Below are 20,586 nucleotides of genomic sequence, written 5' to 3' on the forward strand. Positions count from 1 at the left end.
CGGTGCCGCTGGATGGCATAAGTCTTGCGCCGCTTTCGATAACGTCCAGGCTCGCAGGAGGCACGCCGTGTCGATTCATGTCGCATTGCACCACGTCACGCATTACCGCTACGACCGCGCCGTCGAGCTCGGTCCACAAATCGTTCGCCTGCGCCCGGCCGCCCACAGTCGCACGCGGATACTGTCCTACGCGCTGAAAGTCTCGCCCGAGCAGCACTTCATCAACTGGCAACAGGACCCCCAGGGCAATTACCTGGCGCGGTTGGTGTTTCCGGAGAAAACCGATGAGCTGCGGATCGAGGTCGACCTGCTGGCGGAGATGGCGGTCTTCAATCCGTTCGACTTCTTCCTCGAGCCTTACGCCGAAAAGATCCCTTTCACCTATGCCGCGGACGAGCGCAAAGAGCTGGCGCCGTACCTGGAAACCTTGCCCCTGACGCCGAAGCTCAAGGCGTATCTGGAGGGTATTGACCGCACGCCGCTACCGAGTGTGGATTTCCTCGTCGCACTCAACCAGCGTCTCAGCGAAGACATCGGCTACCTGATTCGCATGGAGCCGGGCGTGCAGACCCCGGAACACACCCTCGAACAGGCCTCCGGTTCCTGCCGGGATTCGGCATGGCTGCTGGTGCAACTGCTGCGCAACCTCGGCCTGGCAGCGCGTTTCGTCTCGGGCTACCTGATCCAGCTCACCGCTGACGTCAAAAGCCTCGACGGCCCGTCGGGCACTGACGTGGACTTCACCGACCTGCACGCCTGGTGCGAGGTCTATCTGCCCGGTGCGGGCTGGATCGGCCTGGATGCGACCTCCGGGCTGTTCGCCGGCGAAGGACACATTCCGTTGGCCTGTAGTCCCGATCCGGGCTCTGCGGCACCGATCAGTGGCTTGGTGGAGCCGTGCGAGTGCGAATTCACCCACGAAATGTCCGTGGAGCGGATTTGGGAAGCACCGCGGGTAACAAAGCCCTACACCGAAGATCAGTGGCTGGCGATCCAGGCGCTGGGTCGGCAGATCGATACCGACCTGCTTGAAGGCGACGTACGCCTGACTATGGGCGGTGAGCCGACGTTTGTTTCCATCGATGACCCGGACGGCGCCGAGTGGAACACCGCAGCGCTCGGACCGGACAAGCGCCGCCTGTCCGCCGAGCTGTTCCAGCGCATGCGCAAGCACTACGCGCCAAAGGGGTTGGTGCATTTCGGTCAGGGCAAGTGGTACCCCGGCGAGCAACTGCCGCGCTGGTCGCTCAATTGCTACTGGCGCCGCGACGGTGTGCCGGTCTGGCACAACGCAACGTTGATCGCCGATGAGCAGGAAGACTACGGCGCCAATGGCGAACTGGCAGGTCGCTTTCTGGCGAGTGTTGCCGAGCGCCTGAAAATTCCGACACGCTTTGTATTTCCGGCCTACGAAGACAATTTCTATTACCTCTGGCGCGAAGGCACTTTGCCGCAGAACGTCAGCGCCGAAGATTCACGTCTGGAAGAACCTCTGGAGCGTGCGCGTCTGCGCAAAGTTTTCAGCCAGGGCCTGGACAAGGTGATCGGTCAGGTTCTGCCGCTGGCGCGCACCGCCAAGGGTGATCAATGGCAGAGCGGGCGTTGGTATCTGCGCGACGACCACTGCCGGCTGGTGCCGGGGGATTCGCCGTTGGGCTATCGCTTGCCACTCGGCTCGCAGCCTTGGGTGAAAGCGGCAGAGTATCCGTTCATCCATCCCAACGATCCGAACCAGGATTTTCCGCCATTGCCTCAAACCGCGCAGCTTCAGAGCCATGGTGACCCTGCCGTTGCAGATGAGCGCGCGCCCGGGATCGACGAATCCGCCGACTGGCTGACCCGTACGGCATTTTGTGCCGAGGCGAGGGAAGGCCGGCTGTACCTGTTCATGCCACCACTGGAGCGGGTCGAGGATTACCTGGAGCTGGTCAGCGCCATCGAAGCCACGGCTGAAGAATTGCAATGCCCGGTGTTGCTGGAGGGCTATGAGCCACCGAGCGATCCGCGCCTGAGCAACTTCCGGATTACTCCGGACCCAGGCGTGATCGAGGTTAACGTGCAGCCGTCCGCCACCTGGGATGAGCTGGTCGAACGCACCGAATTTCTTTACGAAGAGGCGCGCCAGACGCGACTGACCACTGAGAAATTCATGATCGACGGCCGGCACACCGGCACCGGTGGCGGTAATCATTTCGTACTGGGTGGCGCGACACCGGCTGACTCACCGTTTCTGCGCCGTCCCGATCTGCTGCGCAGCCTGATTAGTTACTGGCATAACCATCCGTCCTTGTCCTACCTGTTTTCCGGACTATTCATCGGCCCGACGTCCCAAGCGCCGCGAGTAGACGAAGCGCGTAACGACGCCTTGTACGAACTGGAAATCGCCTTTGCCCAAATGCCTGAACCGGGCGAGGAGTGCGCGCCGTGGCTGGTGGATCGGCTGCTGCGCAACCTGTTGATCGATGTCACCGGCAACACGCACCGCGCCGAATTCTGTATCGACAAACTTTATTCGCCGGACGGCGCCACAGGTCGTCTGGGATTGCTCGAGTTGCGCGCCTTTGAAATGCCGCCCCATGCACGCATGAGCCTGGTTCAGCAATTGTTGCTAAGGGCGCTGGTCGCGCGATTCTGGCGCGAGCCTTATGCACCACCGAAGCTGGCGCGCTGGGGCACTGAGCTGCATGACCGGTTCCTGTTGCCGCACTTTATCGAGCAGGATTTCGCCGACGTTATCGTCGACCTCAACGCCGCCGGGTATCCCGTACGGGCCGAGTGGTTTGCAGCCCATCTGGAGTTCCGTTTTCCCAAGGTCGGTGATTACGCGGTCAGCGGCATCGAGCTGGAAGTACGCCAGGCGCTTGAACCCTGGCATGTGCTGGGCGAGGAGGGTGCGGTCGGCGGCACGGTGCGCTACGTAGATTCGTCCCTGGAGCGTTTGCAGGTCAAACTCACCGGTTTGCCGCCGCAGCGTTATTTGCTGACCTGTAACGGCATTCCGGTGCCATTGCAGCCCACCGGGCGAATCGGCGAGTTCGTTGCCGGGGTGCGTTTTCGCGCCTGGCAACCGGCGAACTGCCTGCAACCGACGATTCCTGTGCATGCGCCGCTGGTGTTCGACCTGCTCGACACCTGGATGCAACGCTCCCTGGGTGGCTGTCAGTACCACGTCGCCCATCCGGGTGGGCGCAACTACGACAGCCTGCCGGTGAATGCCAATGAGGCCGAGAGCCGGCGGATGGCGCGATTCTTCCGCATCGGACACAGCCCTGGAAAACTGCCTGTACCGACTATGGAAATTAACGACGAGCTACCGATGACGCTCGATTTGCGACGCTTCTGAACCGTACGCGACGCTCGGATTTTTCGTATATCCGGGCGTCATGAGCCTGCGTTAGTCTGACCGTTCCTGCTGTCTGCCGAGCTTTCCATGCCTGATCTGCTTGACCGCTACCCGCTGACGGCGGGCACCTATCACGAACTGCTTGACGACAGCGGCGCGGTGCGCCCGCACTGGCGTCGGTTGTTCGACCAGTTGCAACGCAGCACGCCAGCTCAGTTGGTGCAGCGTCAGGCACTGTTGACCCGGCAAATCCAGGAAAATGGCGTGACCTATAACGTCTACGCCGACCCCAAGGGGGCTGACCGCCCGTGGGAACTGGACCTGCTGCCCCATGTTATGGCCGCTGATGAGTGGGAGCAGTTATCGGCCGGGATCGCCCAACGGGCTCGATTGCTCAATGCCGTGCTGGCGGACCTGTACGGTCCACAGCGGTTGATCGCTGAGGGCCTGTTGCCCGCCGAGTTGGTATTTGGCCACAACAACTTCCTCTGGCCCTGTCAGGGCATCACGCCGCCCGACGGGGCCTTTTTGCACCTGTACGCCGTGGATCTGGCGCGCTCCCCTGATGGTCGCTGGTGGGTGACGGCGGATCGGACTCAAGCGCCCTCTGGTGCCGGATATGCACTGGAAAACCGCACCATCGTGTCCCGTGCCTTCCCCGAGTTGTACCGCGATTTGAAGGTGCAGCATCTGGCCGGGTTCTTCCGCACGCTCCAGGAAACCCTCACCCGTCAGGCGCCTGGCGATGAGGAAGCGCCGTTGATCGTGTTACTTACGCCGGGGCGATTCAATGAAAGCTATTTCGAACATTTGTATCTGGCGCGCCAGCTGGGTTATCCGCTGGTAGAGGGCGGCGACCTGACCGTCCGAGATGCCACGGTCTATTTGAAAACCTTGAGCGGCCTGCGCCGGGTCCACGCGATCATGCGTCGGCTTGATGACGACTTCTGCGATCCGCTTGAGTTGCGTACCGACTCGGCGCTTGGCGTGCCGGGCTTGCTCGAAGCTGTGCGGCAAGGACGAGTGCTGGTGGCCAACGCCCTCGGCAGTGGCGTTCTGGAGTCGCCTGGACTACTGGGCTTCCTGCCGAAAATCAATCAATTGCTGTTCGGCGAAGACCTGATCCTGCCCTCCATCGCCACCTGGTGGTGCGGCGAAGCGCCAGTGCTGGCCCAGGCCCTGGAAAAATTGCCGGAACTGCTGATCAAACCAGCCTTCCCGTCCCAGAGCTTCGCTCCTGTTTTTGGCCGTGACTTGAGTGAAAAACAGCGCCAGGACCTGGCCGAGCGCATGCAGGCACGCCCTTACGCTTATGTGGCGCAAGAACTGGCGCAGCTTTCTCAGGCCCCGGTCTGGCAGCCTGAAGACGGTCAGCTGCAACCTCGTGCGATAGGCATGCGCGTCTATGCGGTGGCCAGCCGCAATGGTTATCGGGTGCTGCCCGGTGGCCTTACCCGGGTGGCCGCCGAAGCCGACGCCGAAGTGGTGTCAATGCAACGCGGTGGTGCGAGCAAGGACACTTGGGTGCTTGGGGATCGCCCACCGAGCGGCGAACAATGGAAAACCCGACGCAACATTGGCGTGCACGATCTGGTAAGGCGCGATCCGTATCTGCCTTCACGGGTGGTGGAAAATCTGTTCTGGTTCGGCCGTTACTGCGAGCGTTGCAATGACAGCGCACGGTTACTGCGGATCATGCTGGCGCGCTATGTCGACGGTGACGATCCCCAAGCCTTGCAGGCGGCAGTCGATCTCGGCGAGCGCCTGATTCTGTTGCCGGACGAGGGCGAGTTGCCGGAGCGCTTGTTGGCCGCGCTACTCGGCGATGACTGGCCATTCAGCCTGCGCTCCAACCTGCAGCGTTTGCAGTGGGCGGCCTCGCAGGTGCGCGGCAAGCTCTCGCGGGAGAACTGGCAGGCGCTGGTGGAGTTGCAGCGCGAGGCCATGGAGCTGGAAACCGAAGAGCCGGATTTTGGCGAGTTGCTGGATTTCCTCAACCGACTGGTGATGTCCCTGGCGGCGTTGTCCGGTTTTGCTCTGGACGACATGACCCGGGACGAAGGCTGGCGCTTCCTGATGATTGGCCGGCGGATCGAGCGGCTGCAATTTCTCAGCGCGAGCCTCGCAGCATTTCTGCGCGGTGCCGGCGCCTTCGACCAGGCTGGACTGGAATGGCTGCTGGAACTGGGGAACAGCAGCATCACCTACCGTTCGCGATACCTGGCGGTAGCACAATTGATCCCGGTACTTGACCTGTTGCTGCTCGACGAGCAGAACCCCCACGCCGTGCTGTTCCAGCTGAAGCTGGTGACCCGCACCCTCAACCGCTTGAGCGACGATTTTGCCGTGCCTCGCGAAGCGGGTTTGCCGCCGTTGGTGGAGCGACTGGCGCGATTCGATCTGGGCTGTCTGGAAAACCCGCTGTTCGGCGAGGCCAGTGTTCGCGCTGCCATCGAGGGTCTGGCCGACCTGCTGCAAGAGATCGCCGATGCCAGCGGGCAAGTGTCGGATCGCCTGGCTTTGCGCCATTTCGCCCATGTCGATGATGTCAGCCAGCGCACGGTGTCCGTCTGATGAGTGCCCATTACCAGATACTTCACGACACCCATTATCACTACGACAGCCCGGTGTCCCTGGCTCAGCAACTGGCACATTTGTGGCCGCGGGCCTGTGCCTGGCAACGCTGCACCGAGCAGCAATTGCAGATCAGTCCAGACCCGACCTCGCGCCGGGACGAACTGGATGTATTCGGCAATCCACTGACCCGGCTGGCATTCGAGCGGCCCCACGATGAGTTGCTGGTCAATGCCCGGCTTACTGTCGAAGTGTTGGCCCGGCCTGCGCTGGATTTCAATCGGTCGCCGGCCTGGGAAGAAACCCGCCACGCGCTGACCTATAGCAGTCAGCCGCTTTCAACTGAGTTGCTGGAGGCCTGCCGCTATCGGTTCGAATCGCCTTACGTGCATTTGAAGCGCAACTTTGTCGAGTTTTCGCAAAGTTGCTTTCCGGCGGGGCGACCGCTGCTCTTGGGTGTCCAGGCATTGATGGAAAAAATCTTCAGCGAATTCACCTTCGATGCCGAAGCGACCCAAGTGGCGACGCCATTGGTTGAAGTGCTGGAGCGTCGGCGCGGTGTTTGCCAGGATTTCGCGCACTTGATGCTCGCCTGCGTACGCTCCCGTGGACTGGCGGCGCGGTACATCAGCGGTTATTTGTTGACCCAGCCACCACCAGGTCAGCCACGACTGATCGGCGCCGATGCGTCCCATGCCTGGGTCTCGGTATTTTGCCCGGTGCTGGGCTGGGTCGATTTCGATCCGACCAACAATGTGCAACCGGCACTGGAACACATCACCCTGGCCTGGGGCCGGGACTTTTCCGATGTCTCTCCGTTGCGTGGGGTGATTCTGGGCGGCGGCAACCATGACCCGGAGGTTCGTGTCACCGTGATGCCACTGGAGTAATACCGAACCCCTGTGGGAGCGAGCTTGCTCGCGATGACATCGGCACATCCAACATCAATATGACTGGTAGGTTGCTATCGCGAGCAAGCTCGCTCCCACAGGGAGATGTGCAAGTGGTTTGTGAACTTGGATATTTCAGAGTGGCCTGTGAGGGTCAGCAGCGGCGCTGCTGACCCTGGACACAGATCCGGTGGGCCTGATCAGATCATCGGGCCCTGAGGGTCTCAGGCGTCGGGCGCCTGATCTTTCGGTGCTTCAGTTTCGTCTGTAGCCACTTCGCCTTCGGGATCCGGGTTCAGTGCTGCTGCTTCTTCTTCAGCGGTAGCTTTCTTGCGCTGAAGCTTTTCCTCTTTCTTCTGCTCCTTGGCCAAGTCTCTCTGACGTTTGGCGAAGGAATAATTGGGTTTAGCCATGGGCGATCCTCTGGGGTCGAAGGTGAGGTTGAGCGGCGCGTATTCTGCCTTGTATCGATGCCGAGCCGTTAGCTGGGTTTTTGCTCTGTCCACTTTGGCATCACTGTCGGCTGCCAGGCGTCCAGGGCATCGAGCAGGGTTTGCGGCGATTCGCTCACTTGCAGCATGTCACGGTGCGCCTCGCGAACGAAGCCTTCGCCGACGATATGATCAAGAAAACCGGTCAATTTGCTGTAGAAACCGTTCACTTCCAACAGCCCCAGCGGTTTGCCGTGGTAGCCGAGCTGGCCCCAGGTCCAGACTTCGAACAGTTCTTCCAGGGTGCCCAGCCCCCCAGGCAGAGCGATGAACGCATCGCTGAGCTCGGCCATCCGCGCCTTGCGCGCATGCATGCCGTCGACCACTTCCAGCCGGGTCAGGCCGCTGTGGCCGATTTCCTTGTCCTTGAGGCTTTGCGGGATGATCCCGATCACTTCACCACCTGCGGCCAGTGCGGCATCGGCGACGACTCCCATCAGCCCGACGGCGCCACCGCCATAGACCAGGGTCAGCTTGCGCTCGGCCAATGCTCGCCCGAGGGCGACAGCCGCTTCACGATAAGCCGGGTTGGTGCCGGTACTGGCACCGCAAAATACACAAACGGACGCTAAAGACATGCCTTACTCCATGGTCAGGATAGCCACAGAGTAAAGCCAGGCAAGCGGCGCTCCAAGGTCTAAACTTCGCATTCAGGTGTTTCACAGGTGCCGCTGGCGCCACAGGCATAAGCGGCGAGCAAACTGCACAACAGGCTATTGAGGGGCATGACAGACACTCCAGAGTGATGACGACCTGATGATAGGGCCGGTCTCGGCCTCTGGCTGGTAGATTGTCTTGATAGGTGTCATAGCTCGAAAGTTGTATACAATTTTTGATTCAGGTCATAGGAACTTGCGAAGTTTTCAGGCAGTCTTCTGTCCATTCGCACTGTTGTTAACCCTGCCTTGGAGATTCACCATGTTTGCCAAACTTGTTGCGGTATCCCTGCTGACACTGGCCAGCAGCCAATTGATGGCTGCCGAGTGCAAGGTCACTGTCGACTCCACTGATCAGATGTCCTTCAACACCAAGGCCATTGAAATCGACAAGAGCTGCAAGACGTTCACCGTTGAGCTGACTCATTCCGGCAGCTTGCCGAAAAACGTCATGGGCCATAACTGGGTGCTGAGCAAAGAGGCTGACATGCAGCCGATCGCCACCGACGGTCTGACGGCTGGCATCGACAAGGATTACCTGAAAGAAGGTGATGCCCGCATCATCGCCCACACCAAACTCATCGGCGCCAAGGAAAAAGACTCGGTGACCTTCGACGTGTCCAAGCTTGCTGCTGGCGAGAAGTACGGGTTCTTCTGCTCGTTCCCGGGTCATATCTCGATGATGAAAGGTACGGTTACCCTGAAGTAAGCGAATCGAGTCATAAAAAAAGCGTCCCTCGAAGGACGCTTTTTTATGCCTGACATTTGACCGAGTCATCGTTCTTCGCGAGCAGGCTCGCTCCCACAAGGACTGCACAGTACCTGTGGGAGCGAGCCTGCTTGCGAAGGCGTCCGTACGGACACCTATGAGATTAAGGCGCGAACGGCATCACGCGCTTGTGATGGGTTTTCCTGTACGTATCGCAGATGATCTTGAACGCTTCCTCACGCACCGGCTCGCCGTGCAGGAATGCATCAATCTCGGCATAGGTCACGCCATGGGATGCTTCGTCCGGTTTGCCCGGTGACAGGTCTTCAAGGTCGGCCGTGGGGATTTTTTCCACCAGCGACTCCGGCGCCCCGAAGCTGCGGGCGATGTCCCGGACCTGGTATTTTACCAGGCCACTCAGCGGCGCCAGGTCGCACGCGCCGTCACCGAATTTGGTGAAAAAGCCCATCACCGCTTCCGCCGCGTGGTCGGTGCCGATCACCAGCCCATGCGCTGCGCCGGCAATGGTGTATTGGGCGACCATGCGCATCCGCGCCTTGGTGTTGCCGAGCACGAAATCCACCGAAACCGCCTGCTTGCCTTCGAAGGCTGCGACTTCATTGGCCAGGGCTTTGACCGCCGGGCCGATGTTCACCGTATGGCGTTCGTCCGGAGCGATGAAATCCACCGAGGCCTGGGCGTCGTGTTCATCGAACTGGGTCTCGTAGGGCAGGCGCACGGCGATGAACTTGTAGCTGTCGTCACCTGTGCGTGTGCGCAGCTCGCGCATGGCGCGTTGGGCCAGCAGGCCGGCAGTCAGGGAGTCGACACCGCCGCTGATGCCGAGCACCAACGTCTTGAGCCCGGAATCGACCAGACAATCCTGGATGAAGGTAATCCGCCGGGCGACTTCTGCCTCGAGGGCGGCCTGGTCGGCGAACGGCGGTTGAACCTTGAGCTGCTCAGCAATCTCACGCTGTACGGCTTGCATGAATTCACTCCTTGCTTGAAATGCCTGATGGACTGGAAAGGGCGGCAGGTACTTGGAAAACGTGTCGCAAATAGGCGACGAAATTCGGGTCTTTGCAATGTGTCTTGCCCGGCTCGTCGGAGATCTTTGCTACCGGCTGGCCGTTGCAGGCGGCCATTTTAAGCACGATGCTCATCGGTTCGACACCCGGAATATCGCACGTCAGGTTGGTGCCGATACCGAAGCTGACATTGATCCGACCACGCAGCGCCCGGAAAATCTCAAGGGACTTGGGCAGCGTCAGGCTGTCGGAGAACACCAGCGTCTTGCTCATCGGGTCGATGCCAAGCTGGTGATAGTGAGCGATGGCTTTTTCCGCCCAGAGCACCGGATCACCGGAATCGTGGCGCAAGCCGTCGAAGAGTTTGGCGAAATACAGGTCGAAATCACTGAGGAAGGCATCGGTGGTGATGCAGTCGGTCAGGGCGATCCCGAGCAAGCCGCGATATTCGCGGACCCAGCAATCGAGGGCGGCGATCTGGCTGTCGATCAGTCGAGGGCCGAGTTGCTGGTGGGCCATGATCCACTCGTGGGCCATGGTGCCCAACGGCTTCATGTCCAGCTCACGCGCCAGGTTCACATTACTGGTGCCTACAAAGCGCCCGGGGAAATCGTGCTTGAGCACGTTGACCACTTCTTCCTGCACGCGGTACGAGAAGCGACGGCGAGTACCGAAATCGGCGACCTGCAATTCGGACAACTCGTCCGCGCTGGCGTTGGCGGTCAACCAGTCGAACTTGCGATAGAGCTGTTCGCGTGCCTGCTCCAGGACGATTTCCCGGTAGCGATAGCGGTTGCGCACTTCGCTGACAATCGCCAGCAGCGGCACTTCGAACAGAATCACATGCAGCCATGGCCCGCGCAGGCGAATGAACAGCTCGCCGTTTTCGATCCCGGTGTGAACGTAGCGCAAGTTGAAGCGAAACAAGCCGAGAAAGCGCAGGAAATCCGGTTTCATGAAGCTGATGCGCTCCATGAAACCCAACTGATCGGCACTCAGGCTCAACTCGGCCAGTCGCTCGATCTGGAAGCGGATCTCCGCCAGGTACGGGCGCAGATCCTCACTGTTTCGGCAACGGAACTCCCATTCGACTTCCACGTTCGGGTAGTTGTGCAGCACCGCCTGCATCATCGTCAGTTTGTAGAAGTCGGTGTCGAGCAGGTTCTGCACGATGCGATCGGCAAACACACTCTCGCTCATAACGGGGGTTCTCCAGGCTGGCCGCGGCCCGTGGCAGCGACGTTGCAGCTGTTTCAATGAATGGGGCTAGTGGCGCATATCAGTGGTGGGTAATGCCAGCGATTTTTGTATCGGCGAATCACCTACGGGGGGTTAATTGGTGGAGGTTGGGTTGTCTATTTGCTCCAACATCCACTTCACAAAATCCCGCACTTTCGGCACTTCCGCCGCATGCTCCGGATACGCCAGGTAATAGGCATCGGTGCTGGGCATCGCATGCTGCCAGGGTATGACCAGTTTGCCGTCGGCCAATTCCTCTTCCACCAGAAACTTCGGCAACAGCGCCACACCGCAGCCGACCTGGGCGGCGCGGATGCACATGTAGAAAGTTTCGAACCGCGGGCCGTGATAACTGTGCTCGGTGTGGTAGCCCTGGCTGTCGAACCAATCGTGCCAGGCTTGGGGGCGAGAGGCGTTTTGCAGCAGGACCAGGTCAGTGAGTTGTGTAGGGTCGGTGAAGGGCGTGTCCGGCAGGCTGCCCGGTGCGCAAACCGGCACCAGCTCTTCGCTGAACAGCTTCAGGCATTCGGTGCCGGGGCGTGAACCCTGGCCAAAATAGAAGGCCAGGTCGCTGCGACCTTGCAACAGATCGTCGGCTTCCTGTTCGCTGCACAGGTCCAGGTGGATCGATGGGTGGCGCAGGCGCCAGCCTTTCAAGCGTGGCACCAGCCAACGGGCGCCGAAGGTCGGAGGCGTGGAGACGCGCAAGACTTCGGTTTCACCGCCGTAGGAACGCAGGTAATGGGTCGACATCTCGACCTGTGTGAGAATTTTTCGCACCTCTACCAGGTACAAATCTCCGGCCGGGGTCATTTGCAGACGTCGGCGCACCCGACGGAACAACAGGTGCTGCAACAACTCTTCGAGTTGTGCGACTTGTTTGCTCACCGCGCTCTGGGTCAGGTTCAGCTCTTCAGCGGCCCGGGTGAAACTCAAATGCCGGGTCACAGCCTCGAAACACTGCAATGCGGTGATCGACGGCAGATAGCGTTTGTTCAGCATGGGCGGTCCTTTCTTCTTGTCTCTTTATTGCCAGCAATGCACAGCATGAATAAACGGAATGATATCTCTCTTAAAGGTCGTTTGTTGAGTAACCTCGGGGGCGCTAAAACTACAGGTCTGATCAGTCGTGATTTTCCGGCTGCCCACTTTCTGTTTTTTGCTTGAGGAGTGACCCATGGTTGCCGCATTGCTTGATCGTCTTGGTGTGAACCCGGCCCTGTATCAGAACGGCAAAGTGCCGGTGCATTCGCCAATCGATGGCAGCCGGATCGCCGCCGTGAACTGGGAAGGTGCCGCCGAAGTGGAACAGCACATCAGTCGCGCAGATCATGCGTTCGAACTGTGGCGTAAAGTCCCGGCGCCGCGCCGTGGCGAACTGGTGCGTCAGCTGGGCGATATCCTGCGTGAATACAAGGCCGACCTCGGCGAGCTGGTGTCCTGGGAAGCCGGCAAGATCACCCAGGAAGGCCTGGGTGAAGTTCAGGAAATGATCGACATTTGCGACTTCGCCGTGGGTCTGTCCCGGCAGCTGTATGGTTTGACCATCGCGTCCGAGCGCCCTGGCCACCATATGCGCGAAACCTGGCACCCGCTGGGCGTTGTCGGCGTGATCAGCGCGTTCAATTTCCCTGTCGCGGTCTGGGCCTGGAACACTACGCTGGCGCTGGTCTGTGGTAACCCGGTGATCTGGAAACCGTCGGAAAAAACCCCACTGACCGCCCTGGCCTGCCAGGCGCTGTTCGACCGTGTGCTGAAAAACTTCAGCGATGCGCCACCGCACCTGAGTCAAGTCATTATCGGCGGCCGCGATGCCGGTGAAGCCCTGGTCGATGACCCGCGTGTCGCGCTGATCAGCGCCACCGGCAGCACCCGCATGGGCCGCGAAGTGGCACCGAAGATCGCCGCACGCTTCGCCCGCAGTATTCTCGAACTGGGCGGCAACAACGCGATGATCCTTGGCCCAAGCGCCGATCTGGACATGGCCGTGCGCGCGATCCTGTTCAGCGCCGTTGGCACCGCGGGCCAGCGTTGCACCACGCTGCGTCGCCTGATTGCCCATGAATCGGTGAAGGAAGAAATCGTCACCCGCCTCAAGGCCGCTTACGCCAAAGTGCGCATCGGCAACCCGCTGGAAGGCAACCTGGTGGGTCCGCTGATCGATAAACACAGCTTCGAAAACATGCAGGATGCCCTGGAGCAAGCCTTGAGCGAGGGCGGCCGGGTGTTCGGCGGCGAGCGTCAACTGCAAGACAAATTCCCCAACGCTTACTACGTCTCGCCGGCCATCGTTGAAATGCCCGAGCAGAGCGATGTGGTGTGCAGCGAAACCTTCGCGCCGATTCTGTACGTGGTGGGCTACAAGGATTTCGACGAAGCATTGCGCCTGAACAACGCCGTGCCACAAGGCTTGTCATCGTGCATATTCACCACTGACGTGCGTGAAGCCGAACAGTTCATGTCGGCGGTGGGCAGCGACTGCGGTATCGCCAACGTCAACATCGGCCCGAGCGGCGCGGAAATCGGCGGCGCGTTTGGTGGCGAGAAAGAAACCGGCGGTGGTCGTGAATCGGGCTCCGATGCATGGCGCGGGTACATGCGCCGTCAGACTAACACCGTGAACTATTCGCTGGAGTTGCCATTGGCTCAAGGGATTACGTTCGACTGACGGGCCCTTTCGCTGGCAAGCCAGCTCCTACACGGTGTGTGTCGCGGTACATAACCTGTAGGAGCTGGCTTGCCAGCGAAGCTTTTTCTGTTTGTTAGGTTTCTGTTGGAGTCTGGCAATGCCGTTACGCGAAGAGTGTCTGTGGGAAAAACTGACGCCGCAAAGGCCGGACAATTCGGCGCTCAAGGGCGAGGTGACGGTAGATGTCTGTGTCATCGGCGCCGGTTTCACCGGTCTGTCGGCGGCGGTGCATTTGCTGGAACAAGGTAAAAGTGTCTGCGTGCTGGAAGCCCATCGTGCCGGTCATGGCGGTTCAGGGCGCAATGTCGGGCTGGTCAACGCCGGGCTGTGGATTCCACCGGACGAGATCGAAGCCGGGTTCGGCGAAGCAGTCGGCAGTCAGCTCAATCGCATGCTCGGTGCGGCACCGTCCCTGGTGTTCAGCCTGGTCGACAAATACAACATCGATTGCCAACTGCGCCGCGAAGGCACGTTGCACATGGCGCACAACGCCCGTGGCGAAGAGGATCTGCGCAGTCGTGAGCAACAATGGAAACGTCGCGGAGCGCCGGTCGAGCTGCTGACCGGTCAGGCGTGCGAACAAGCAACGGGCACGAAAAAGATTGCCGCCGCGCTGCTTGATCGACGTGCTGGCACGATCAATCCGATGGCTTATACGACAGGACTGGCCAAAGCGGCTATCAGCCTTGGCGGCCAGCTGTTCGATCATTCCCCGGTGACCCAACTCGAACGTCAGGGCCAGCGCTGGTCGGTACAGACTGCCCAGGGTTCGGTGCTTGCAGAGCAAGTGGTCATTGCCTCCAACGCTTACACCGAAGGCGACTGGACCGAGTTGCGGCGTAATTTCTTCCCCGGTTATTACTATCAGGTGGCTTCGGTCCCGCTGACTGACGATGCCGCGCAACACATTCTTCCCGGTGGCCAGGGCTCCTGGGATACCCGCCAGGTCCTCAGCAGTATTCGTCGGGACAAAGATGGACGCCTGTTGCTTGGCAGCCTGGGTAACGGCAGCAAGAAGCCGACCTGGTTCCTCAAGGCCTGGGCCGACCGGGTTCAGCAGCATTATTTCCCTTACCTGAAACCGGTGGAATGGGAGTGCACCTGGACCGGTTGCATCGCCTTCACCCCGGATCATTTGATGCGCCTGTTCGAACCGGCGCCCGGTCTGGTGGCCGTCACCGGCTACAACGGCCGGGGTGTGACCACGGGCACGGTGGTGGGTAAAGCTTTTGCCGACTATTTGTGTAACGGAAATCCTGACGCTTTGCCGATTCCATTCGCGCCAATGAAGCCATTGGTAGGGTTGGGATTGCGCAGCTGTCTATACGAGGCCGGTTTTTCGCTGTACCACGCCGGCCAGTGCCTGCGGATCGTTATTTGATTGTTGAAATATGTTGCTGAAAGCGGCGCTTTTACGCGCAGCGACTAGCCTGTAGTGGTGCGGGTTGTAGCAGTCCCGCACCAGCAGTGTGCACTTCGGTGACGCACGTTGTTACAGGCTGGTTGCACGTCGTTTGGCGCCGCGGTTGCAATGATGGCGCATGCGGGTTGCGCCTTTAAAAATAAATGGTTTTACCTTCCGCGGTTTAGACGGTTGCACGCCCAATGAAAATGGGCTCGAAACAGTCGAAAGAACAATAAGGTAGCGACTTTTCCCAGAATAAAAAACCGATGGCACGGCCCTTGCTCTGAGCATTCAGAGAAGTCGCAGTGCCAACTAAAAAAAACCATGGAGCACCACCTCATGTCCCAGACGTTTTACAAGAAAGGCTTTCTGGCCCTCGCAGTGGCAGCTGCGTTGGGTGTTTCTGCGTTTGCACAAGCTGACGTAAAAATTGGTGTGGCGGGTCCAATGACAGGTGCCAACGCGGCATTTGGCGAGCAGTACATGAAGGGTGCACAAGCGGCGGCCGATGCGGTCAACGCGGCGGGCGGCGTCAACGGGGAAAAAATCGTACTGGTCAAGGGCGATGACGCCTGCGAACCGAAACAGGCTGTGACGGTCGCCAAGGACCTGACCAACCAGAAAGTCGTTGGCGTGGTCGGTCACTTCTGCTCTTCGTCGACCATCCCGGCTTCCGAGATCTACGATGAAGCGGGCATCATTGCGATCACCCCCGGTTCCACCAACCCGGCGGTTACCGAGCGCGGCCTGAGTGCCATGTTCCGTATGTGCGGGCGTGACGACCAGCAAGGTATCGTGGCCGGCGACTACATTGTCGACGTGCTCAAGGGCAAGAAAGTCGTGGTCCTGCACGACAAGGATACTTACGGCCAAGGCCTGGCGGACGCTACCAAGGCCCAGCTGGAAAAACGCGGCGTGAAGCCGGTGTTGTATGAAGGCCTGACCCGTGGCGAGAAAGATTTCAGCACCATCGTCACCAAGATCCGCGGCGCTGGCGCCGACATCGTCTACTTCGGTGGTCTGCACCCGGAAGCTGGTCCCCTGGTGCGTCAACTGCGTGAGCAAGGTCTTAAAGACGTCAAATTCATGTCCGACGACGGCATCGTGACCGACGAACTGGTGACCACCGCTGGCGGTCCGCAATTCGTTGACGGCGTGCTGATGACCTTTGGTGCCGACCCACGCATGCTGCCAGAAAGCAAGACCGTAGTGGACGAGTTCCGCAAGAAAGGCACCGAGCCTGAAGGCTACACCCTGTACGCCTATGCTTCGGTCCAGACCCTGGCCGCAGCCTTCAATGGCTCCAAATCCAACAGTGGCGAGAAAGCCGCCGAGTGGCTGAAGAAAAATCCGGTCAAAACCGTGATGGGCGAGAAGACCTGGGACGCCAAGGGCGACCTGAAAGTCTCCGACTACGTGGTTTACCAGTGGGACAAGGACGGCAAATACCACCAGCTGGAAAAACAGAAGTGATATGACCTGCTGATTGCCCGGCGCCTTGTGCGCCGGGCAATCAAAGAACATGTCCGTGCAGTACCTGTCTTTTCTCGTAGAGCTGCACACAACCCTGTTGCATGGGTGGCTGAACCCCAGCCCGTCGTACCTGGCTTCTGTGCAGTCTCTCAAATGCGTGAGATTGCGTTATGGATGGTATTTTCCTGCAGCAACTGGTCAACGGCCTGACCCTCGGGTCGGTCTATGGCCTGATCGCCATCGGCTACACAATGGTCTATGGCATCATCGGCATGATCAACTTCGCCCACGGCGAGGTTTACATGATTTCCGCTTACCTCGCGGCAATCAGTCTGGCTCTGCTGGCATACTTCGGTATTGAATCCTTCCCCCTGCTGATGCTTGGCACACTGGTCTTCACCATCATCGTCACGGCGGTGTATGGCTGGGTCATCGAGCGCGTCGCCTACAAACCGCTGCGCAACTCCACCCGACTGGCACCGCTGATCAGCGCCATCGGTATTTCGCTGATCCTGCAAAACTATGCACAGATCGCCCAGGGCGCCCGTCAACAGGGTGTACCGACACTGCTGACCGGTGCATGGCGAGTTGAAGTCGGGACCGGCTTCGTCCAGCTCACCTACACCAAGATCTTCATCCTGGTCGCAGCGTTTGTCGGGATGGCCCTGCTGACCTACGTCATCAAGTACACCAAACTCGGCCGCATGTGCCGCGCCACCCAGCAAGACCGCAAAATGGCCTCGATCCTGGGGATCAACACCGATCGCGTGATTTCCTACGTGTTCATCATCGGCGCAGCAATGGCGGCCCTGGCGGGCGTGCTGATCACCATGAACTACGGCACATTCGACTTCTACGCGGGCTTCATCATCGGCATCAAGGCGTTCACTGCCGCGGTGCTTGGCGGGATCGGCTCGCTGCCCGGGGCGATGCTCGGCGGGATCATCCTCGGGATCTCCGAGTCGCTGTTCTCAGGGTTGGTCAACTCGGACTACAAAGACGTCTTCAGCTTCTCGCTGCTCGTTCTCGTTCTGGTCTTTCGGCCCCAAGGCCTGCTCGGCCGTCCTCTTGTGTCGAAGGTGTAAGCGATGTCTTCAACCACTAAAAAAACCATTGATCTCAAAAGAAGCCTGGTTGACGCGATTCTTGCCGGCCTTGTGGCCCTGATTGTGTTCGGCCCGATTGTCGGCGTGGTCCTCGACGGCTACGGCTTCAACCTGGAAACGACCCGGGTGGCATTGATTGTCGCCATCGTCATGGCGGGTCGCTTTGCCCTGAGCCTGTTCCTGCAAACCCCCAAGGGCCTGAAAATTCTCGAAGGCTTCGAAAGCACCGGCTCCGGGGTGCATGTACTGCCGCCTGACTACAAAAGCCGGTTGCGCTGGATCATTCCGGTGTTGATCGTCGTCGCCGTGGTGTTCCCGTTTTTCTCCAACTCCTACCTGCTGGGCGTGGTCATCCTCGGGCTGATCTACGTGCTGCTGGGCCTGGGGCTGAACATCGTGGTCGGCCTGGCCGGTCTGCTCGACCTGGGTTACGTGGCGTTCTATGCCATCGGCGCCTATGGCTTGGCGCTGGGTTATCAATACCTGGGGCTGGGTTTCTGGACGGTGCTGCCGCTGGCGGCGATCATTGCCGGCCTTGCCGGTTGCATCCTGGGTTTCCCGGTACTGCGGCTGCATGGGGACTACCTGGCGATCGTGACCCTGGGCTTTGGTGAAATCATCCGCTTGATCCTGAATAACTGGCTGTCCCTGACCGGCGGCCCGAACGGTATGGCAGCGCCGTTGCCGACCTTCTTCGGCCTTGAGTTCGGCAAAAGAGCGAAGGAGGGGGGTGTTCCGTTTCATGAGTTTTTCGGCATCGCCTATAACCCGGACGTGAAGTACTTTTTCATTTACGCGGTGTTGTTCCTGGTGGTACTGGCCGTGCTGTACGTCAAGCATCGCTTGACCCGCATGCCGGTCGGCCGCGCTTGGGAGGCCTTGCGCGAAGACGAAATCGCTTGCCGCTCCATGGGCCTGAACCACGTACTGGTCAAGCTTTCGGCGTTCACCATCGGCGCATCGACTGCTGGCCTGGCTGGCGTGTTCTTCGCCACTTATCAAGGCTTCGTCAACCCGACCTCGTTCACCTTCTTCGAATCGGCACTGATCCTCGCCATCGTGGTACTCGGCGGCATGGGCTCGACCATCGGTGTGGTCATCGCCGCATTCGTGCTGACCGTGGCCCCGGAACTGTTGCGCGGCTTTGCCGAATACCGGGTATTGCTGTTCGGCATCCTGATGGTGTTGATGATGATCTGGCGACCGCGCGGCCTGATTCGGATCAGCCGTACCGGTGTGGCCCCGCGTAAAGGAGTAGCGCCATGAGCGAAGTCGTACTCTCGGTCGAGAAGCTGATGATGCACTTCGGCGGCATCAAGGCGTTGAGCGATGTCAGCCTGAAGGTGCACCGCAACTCGATCTTCGCCCTGATCGGCCCCAACGGTGCCGGCAAGACCACCGTGTTCAATTGCCTGACCGGGTTCTACAAGGCCTCCGGCGGCAAGATCGAACTCAATACCCGTGGCGAGCGCACCAACGTGATCCAGCTGTTGGGCGAATCGTTCAAACCCACCGATTTCGTTTCACCGAAAAGCTTTATCAATCGGCTCCGCTACAAGATGTTCGGCGGTACCCACCTGGTTAACCGGGCCGGCCTGGCGCGCACGTTCCAGAATATTCGCCTGTTCAAGGAAATGTCGGTGCTGGAAAACCTGCTGGTTGCCCAGCACATGTGGGTCAACCGCAACCTGCTGGCCGGTATCCTCAACACCAAGGGCTACCGCAAGGCCGAAAGCGATGCGCTGGACCACGCGTTCTACTGGCTGGAAGTGGTGGACTTGGTGGACTGCGCCAACCGTCTGGCCGGCGAGCTGTCCTACGGGCAGCAACGCCGCCTGGAAATCGCCCGGGCCATGTGCACCCGGCCGCAGATCATCTGCCTCGACGAACCGGCCGCCGGCCTCAACCCTCAGGAAACCGAAGCGCTGAGCGCGATGATCCGGCTGCTGCGCGACGAGCACGATCTGACCGTGGTGCTGATCGAACACGACATGGGCATGGTAATGAGCATTTCCGATCACATCGTAGTGCTGGACCACGGCATCGTCATCGCCGAAGGCGGGCCTGAGGCCATTCGCCACGATCCAAAAGTGATTGCCGCCTACCTGGGCGCCGACGAAGAGGAGGTGGTATGACTCAACCCATCCTCGAGCTCAAGGAACTGGACGTGTTTTACGGGCCGATCCAGGCCCTGAAGAAAGTCTCGCTGCATATCAACGAAGGCGAAACCGTCAGCCTGATCGGTTCAAACGGCGCCGGCAAATCGACCCTGCTGATGTCGATTTTCGGTCAGCCGCGGGCGGCAGGCGGGGCGATCGTTTATCAAGGGGTGGACATCACCCACAAGTCGTCCCACTACATCGCCTCCCACGGCATTGCCCAGTCGCCGGAAGGTCGGCGGGTATTCCCCGACATGACAGTCGAGGAAAACCTGCTGATGGGCACCATCCCGATCGGTGACAAGTTCGCCACTGAAGACATGCAGCGTATGTTCGAGCTGTTTCCACGGCTCAAGGAGCGGCGCACCCAGCGGGCCATGACCATGTCTGGTGGCGAGCAGCAAATGCTGGCCATCGCCCGTGCGTTGATGAGCAGGCCGAAATTGTTGTTGCTCGATGAACCGAGCCTGGGGCTGGCGCCGATCGTGGTGAAGCAGATCTTCGCCACCCTTCGGGAGCTGGCGAAGACCGGCATGACCATCTTCCTGGTCGAGCAGAACGCCAACCACGCCCTCAAGCTGTCGGACCGGGCCTACGTGATGGTCAACGGCGAGATCCGCATCACGGGCACCGGCAAGGAGCTGCTGGTCAACGAGGAGGTGCGTAACGCTTATCTCGGCGGGCACTAAACCGTTGAGTAAACAAAAAACGCCCTGACGAACTCAGGGCGTTTTTTTATGCATTTTCGATGGCCCGGTGGATCTGTTGACCACTCTATTGACCCTGTTGTATGTGTAGGAAATCAAGGAAGTCACAAGGAA

The 20,586-nt window shown here is 59.8% G+C and carries 16 protein-coding genes; 11 read left to right on the forward strand and 5 right to left on the reverse strand.

Features of this window, described 5'->3' with window-relative positions; genetic code table 11:
• Positions 1-67 precede the first annotated feature (67 nt).
• The 3 genes from ACA067_RS02485 (at position 68) to ACA067_RS02495 (ending at position 6,807) form a co-directional block, all read left to right on the forward strand.
• The gene (locus ACA067_RS02485; RefSeq protein WP_497460467.1) at positions 68-3,343 is read left to right on the forward strand and encodes a transglutaminase family protein; all 3,276 of its coding nucleotides are present in this window, start codon (positions 68-70) and stop codon (positions 3,341-3,343) included.
• A gap of 87 nt (positions 3,344-3,430) precedes the next feature.
• The gene (locus ACA067_RS02490; RefSeq protein ID WP_497460468.1) at positions 3,431-5,917 is read left to right on the forward strand and encodes a circularly permuted type 2 ATP-grasp protein; all 2,487 of its coding nucleotides are present in this window, start codon (positions 3,431-3,433) and stop codon (positions 5,915-5,917) included.
• Positions 5,917-6,807 (forward strand): transglutaminase family protein, encoded by an 891-nt coding sequence (locus tag ACA067_RS02495; protein WP_497460469.1) that lies wholly within the window; start codon positions 5,917-5,919, stop codon positions 6,805-6,807. The genes ACA067_RS02490 and ACA067_RS02495 overlap by 1 nt, the downstream gene beginning before the upstream one ends.
• Positions 6,808-7,031: 224 nt before the next feature.
• Here ACA067_RS02495 and ACA067_RS02500 read toward each other — a convergent pair whose 3' ends face one another.
• Entirely contained in the window at positions 7,032-7,220 is a 189-nt protein-coding gene (locus ACA067_RS02500; RefSeq protein ID WP_497460470.1) for a hypothetical protein, read from the reverse strand.
• 68 nt (positions 7,221-7,288) lie between these two features.
• Positions 7,289-7,876, reverse strand: a complete 588-nt coding sequence (locus ACA067_RS02505; protein WP_497460471.1) for a cytokinin riboside 5'-monophosphate phosphoribohydrolase — start codon at positions 7,874-7,876, stop codon at positions 7,289-7,291.
• Between the two features lie 340 nt (positions 7,877-8,216).
• On the opposite strand from ACA067_RS02505, the gene azu reads away from it, so the two are divergent.
• On the forward strand, positions 8,217-8,663 hold the full coding sequence (gene azu / locus ACA067_RS02510; RefSeq protein ID WP_497455084.1) for an azurin: 447 nt from the start codon (positions 8,217-8,219) through the stop codon (positions 8,661-8,663).
• Between the two features lie 163 nt (positions 8,664-8,826).
• Here the strand turns inward: azu and nadE are convergent, their stop codons facing one another.
• From nadE to ACA067_RS02525, 3 genes are all read right to left on the reverse strand, one after another.
• Positions 8,827-9,654 carry an NAD(+) synthase gene (gene nadE, locus ACA067_RS02515; protein WP_497460472.1) on the reverse strand — a complete coding sequence of 276 codons (828 nt, stop codon included), beginning with the start codon at positions 9,652-9,654 and terminating at the stop codon, positions 8,827-8,829.
• A gap of 4 nt (positions 9,655-9,658) precedes the next feature.
• The gene (gene pncB / locus ACA067_RS02520; protein WP_497460473.1) at positions 9,659-10,894 is read right to left on the reverse strand and encodes a nicotinate phosphoribosyltransferase; all 1,236 of its coding nucleotides are present in this window, start codon (positions 10,892-10,894) and stop codon (positions 9,659-9,661) included.
• A 132-nt stretch (positions 10,895-11,026) separates the two neighbouring features.
• The gene (locus ACA067_RS02525; RefSeq protein ID WP_497460474.1) at positions 11,027-11,935 is read right to left on the reverse strand and encodes a LysR family transcriptional regulator; all 909 of its coding nucleotides are present in this window, start codon (positions 11,933-11,935) and stop codon (positions 11,027-11,029) included.
• A 175-nt stretch (positions 11,936-12,110) separates the two neighbouring features.
• Between ACA067_RS02525 and amaB the strand changes: the two genes are divergently transcribed.
• The 7 genes from amaB to ACA067_RS02560 all read left to right on the forward strand — a co-directional run bounded on the left by amaB (position 12,111) and on the right by ACA067_RS02560 (position 20,454).
• Positions 12,111-13,601 carry an L-piperidine-6-carboxylate dehydrogenase gene (gene amaB / locus ACA067_RS02530; RefSeq protein WP_497460475.1) on the forward strand — a complete coding sequence of 497 codons (1,491 nt, stop codon included), beginning with the start codon at positions 12,111-12,113 and terminating at the stop codon, positions 13,599-13,601.
• A 118-nt stretch (positions 13,602-13,719) separates the two neighbouring features.
• On the forward strand, positions 13,720-15,003 hold the full coding sequence (amaA, locus tag ACA067_RS02535; RefSeq protein ID WP_497460476.1) for an L-pipecolate oxidase: 1,284 nt from the start codon (positions 13,720-13,722) through the stop codon (positions 15,001-15,003).
• A 363-nt stretch (positions 15,004-15,366) separates the two neighbouring features.
• The gene (locus ACA067_RS02540; protein ID WP_497460477.1) at positions 15,367-16,500 is read left to right on the forward strand and encodes a branched-chain amino acid ABC transporter substrate-binding protein; all 1,134 of its coding nucleotides are present in this window, start codon (positions 15,367-15,369) and stop codon (positions 16,498-16,500) included.
• A 170-nt stretch (positions 16,501-16,670) separates the two neighbouring features.
• Positions 16,671-17,585, forward strand: a complete 915-nt coding sequence (locus ACA067_RS02545; protein ID WP_192345939.1) for an ABC transporter permease subunit — start codon at positions 16,671-16,673, stop codon at positions 17,583-17,585.
• 3 nt (positions 17,586-17,588) lie between these two features.
• Positions 17,589-18,872, forward strand: a complete 1,284-nt coding sequence (gene livM / locus ACA067_RS02550) for a high-affinity branched-chain amino acid ABC transporter permease LivM (RefSeq protein WP_497460478.1) — start codon at positions 17,589-17,591, stop codon at positions 18,870-18,872.
• Positions 18,869-19,741, forward strand: coding sequence for an ABC transporter ATP-binding protein (locus ACA067_RS02555; protein ID WP_497460479.1), 873 nt, complete (start codon positions 18,869-18,871; stop codon positions 19,739-19,741). The genes livM and ACA067_RS02555 overlap by 4 nt, the downstream gene beginning before the upstream one ends.
• A complete protein-coding gene (locus ACA067_RS02560; RefSeq protein ID WP_497460480.1) occupies positions 19,738-20,454 on the forward strand; it encodes an ABC transporter ATP-binding protein in 717 nt (238 codons plus the stop codon). The genes ACA067_RS02555 and ACA067_RS02560 overlap by 4 nt, the downstream gene beginning before the upstream one ends.
• The last annotated feature ends 132 nt before the right edge of the window (positions 20,455-20,586 follow it).

The sequence above is a fragment of the Pseudomonas sp. LBUM1674 genome (assembly GCF_059695635.1).

Bases quoted from the DNA above. Each gene is read 5' to 3' on its own strand.
- ACA067_RS02490 (WP_497460468.1), top strand. From the start codon at position 3,431: ATGCCTGATCTGCTTGACCGCTACCCGCTGACGGCGGGCACCTATCAC.
- ACA067_RS02495 (WP_497460469.1), top strand. From the start codon at position 5,917: ATGAGTGCCCATTACCAGATACTTCACGACACCCATTATCACTACGAC.
- ACA067_RS02500 (WP_497460470.1), bottom strand. From the start codon at position 7,220: ATGGCTAAACCCAATTATTCCTTCGCCAAACGTCAGAGAGACTTGGCC.
- ACA067_RS02505 (WP_497460471.1), bottom strand. From the start codon at position 7,876: ATGTCTTTAGCGTCCGTTTGTGTATTTTGCGGTGCCAGTACCGGCACC.
- azu (WP_497455084.1), top strand. From the start codon at position 8,217: ATGTTTGCCAAACTTGTTGCGGTATCCCTGCTGACACTGGCCAGCAGC.
- nadE (WP_497460472.1), bottom strand. From the start codon at position 9,654: ATGCAAGCCGTACAGCGTGAGATTGCTGAGCAGCTCAAGGTTCAACCG.
- pncB (WP_497460473.1), bottom strand. From the start codon at position 10,894: ATGAGCGAGAGTGTGTTTGCCGATCGCATCGTGCAGAACCTGCTCGAC.
- ACA067_RS02525 (WP_497460474.1), bottom strand. From the start codon at position 11,935: ATGCTGAACAAACGCTATCTGCCGTCGATCACCGCATTGCAGTGTTTC.
- amaB (WP_497460475.1), top strand. From the start codon at position 12,111: ATGGTTGCCGCATTGCTTGATCGTCTTGGTGTGAACCCGGCCCTGTAT.
- amaA (WP_497460476.1), top strand. From the start codon at position 13,720: ATGCCGTTACGCGAAGAGTGTCTGTGGGAAAAACTGACGCCGCAAAGG.
- ACA067_RS02540 (WP_497460477.1), top strand. From the start codon at position 15,367: ATGTCCCAGACGTTTTACAAGAAAGGCTTTCTGGCCCTCGCAGTGGCA.
- ACA067_RS02545 (WP_192345939.1), top strand. From the start codon at position 16,671: ATGGATGGTATTTTCCTGCAGCAACTGGTCAACGGCCTGACCCTCGGG.
- livM (WP_497460478.1), top strand. From the start codon at position 17,589: ATGTCTTCAACCACTAAAAAAACCATTGATCTCAAAAGAAGCCTGGTT.
- ACA067_RS02555 (WP_497460479.1), top strand. From the start codon at position 18,869: ATGAGCGAAGTCGTACTCTCGGTCGAGAAGCTGATGATGCACTTCGGC.
- ACA067_RS02560 (WP_497460480.1), top strand. From the start codon at position 19,738: ATGACTCAACCCATCCTCGAGCTCAAGGAACTGGACGTGTTTTACGGG.